Here is a 2065-nt window from a genome sequence, read left to right as displayed (position 1 = left end):
CCTGCAATCCATCCCGGCAACTGTTTTTCTTTTCATCTGTAAACGCCGCTTGCTGATCGCACTTTTTTCAAAGGGCGCGTTTTTTTTCTAGCATAAGCCATAGTGGTGAACGGAAACGTAAAAATAGAATCAACGCTTCAACCTCCCTCATAACTATTTTTCTTTTCATTTGTAAGCTCTGATTTCTGATCGCAAATTTTTACAAGGGGCGTTTTTTAGTCCACTTCTGGAACAGTAGTGAATAGACACAAAGAATGAGCTTTACAACTATGCTGAATGACCACCTCGATTTTTATTTCTTTATTTAATGTGAAAGAATTTAATGGTAAGGTGTTTTATCTAATAAAGGAACTAAATGTTTATCACCCCGACATCGAGCTAGATGAAAAGGGGTATGTCCATGGTTATTTTTCTTATCTAAAGCAATGTTAGGGTGTTTAACGAATAAAGCAACTAAATGCTTATGATCATGCCCTATGGCTGAATGCAAAGGCGTATTGCCACTTCTATTTTGCACATTTACATCTATATTAGGTTTTTCAACTAATAAAGCAACTATACCTTCATCGCCCCGGAATACAGCTAGATGCAAAGGCGTATTGCCACTTCTATTTTGCGCATTTACATCTATATTAGGTTTTTCAACTAATGAAACAACTATATCTGTATAGCCCCCAAGTACAGCTAGATGTAAAGGAGTATCACCCATTGTATTTTGCGCATTTACATCTACATTAGGTTTTTCAACTAATGAAGCAACTATATCTGTATAGCCCCCAAGTACAGCTAGATGCAAAGGAGTATCACCCATTTTATTTTGCGCATTTACATCTATATTAGGTTTTTCAACTAATAAAGCAATTATATCTATATAACCTTTCCATGCTGCTATGTGCAGCGGTGTATTACCTGTATCTGGATCACTAGTGTTCACATCTAGCCCCTTACTAGTAGGACTATTCAATAAGATCAGAGCCATTGCCTTAGCTTTTTTAGAATCTGGATACGCAAGGGCCTGTACAAGTGAAGTGAAGCCTTGGCCTGTTTTATTAATATCAATGGCTGACTGCCTAATTAAGCCTCGAAGCATTTCTTCATCACCTTGGTCTATAGCCCTAAAAATTACTGTTTTATCATCTAATGATGAGTTTAAAAACATTTTTTTTTCTTTATGACTCAAAGAATTACTACGACTTAACAAGTATTGTACTCTATTAAGATCTCCTTCACCTACAGCTTGATGCCACTTCCTAGCAAATTTAGCAAGCATGTTGTCCTTAGCATTTTGCCTTGATCGTATTCCAAACGCATTGTTGGAATGTTTTAAGCATCCTATTTGTAAAACTAATAGAGGAAAAAAAATGACAATTGACCTAAAGCCATGGGATTTCAAATTAAGCTTTTTCATATCTTTTTATTGTTTTAGTGTTATAAATCATTTAACCAGTTCTATTTCTAGCCTTCTATCGCATAATATGCTTAACTGTGGTTTAGCACTTGGTGCGTTTAAACACAGCTATATTTATTTTATAATTTGCTTTATAAATATTTTTTCGATATTAAAAAATAATTTTATATAAAACAAAATTTTATATCCATTCACCATTTTTTTAGGACCACGCACAAAAAGAAAGCATAGGTTCAAAACATAGCTATAGCGCTGAATAAATATATAATAACTTGATATTCAATATTGATATATTATAGGTATGGTGACTGCCAATAAGCAATTGGGGATTTTAAGTAAAATGTAGGTATGCATTCAGCATTGTGGCAAGAGTTCGCACAAAAATAAAAAACGCCCTTTGTAAAAATTTGCGATCAGAAATCACTCATTACAGCTGAAATAGAAAAACAGTTGTGAGGGAGGTTGAAGCGTCGATTCTGTTTTTCCAGCTGTAAGCTCTGATTTCAGCCAATTTTTGCACAGGGCTTGATTTTTGTTTCCATTCACACAATGGCGTTAACTTAAGGAATTTTTATTGTTTTTTATTTGATTATAAGGTTGTTTATCTTACTCTTTTCGTATCTATTCACGCCATTGACCAATAAAGTTATTTTAACA

At 34.0% G+C, this 2065-nt stretch carries 1 protein-coding gene; it reads right to left on the bottom strand.

Translation table 11 applies throughout. The features are described 5' to 3' along the window. Positions 1-319: 319 nt before the first annotated feature. Complete coding sequence (locus MUW73_RS02665; protein ID WP_243018540.1) at positions 320-1270, bottom strand: ankyrin repeat domain-containing protein; 951 nt, start codon at positions 1268-1270, stop codon at positions 320-322. Between the last annotated feature and the right edge of the window lie 795 nt (positions 1271-2065).

The organism is Candidatus Cardinium sp. cByotN1 (genome assembly GCF_022810525.1).
Classification (GTDB): Bacteria; Bacteroidota; Bacteroidia; order Cytophagales; family Amoebophilaceae; genus Cardinium.
Note: the sequence above shows the minus strand (reverse complement) of the source record. Positions and strands in the feature narration are given on the sequence as shown.

What these genes read in the sequence shown, in the direction of transcription:
- MUW73_RS02665 (WP_243018540.1), bottom strand. Translation starts at nt 1,270, where the DNA reads ATGCTTGCTAAATTTGCTAGGAAGTGGCATCAAGCTGTAGGTGAAGGA.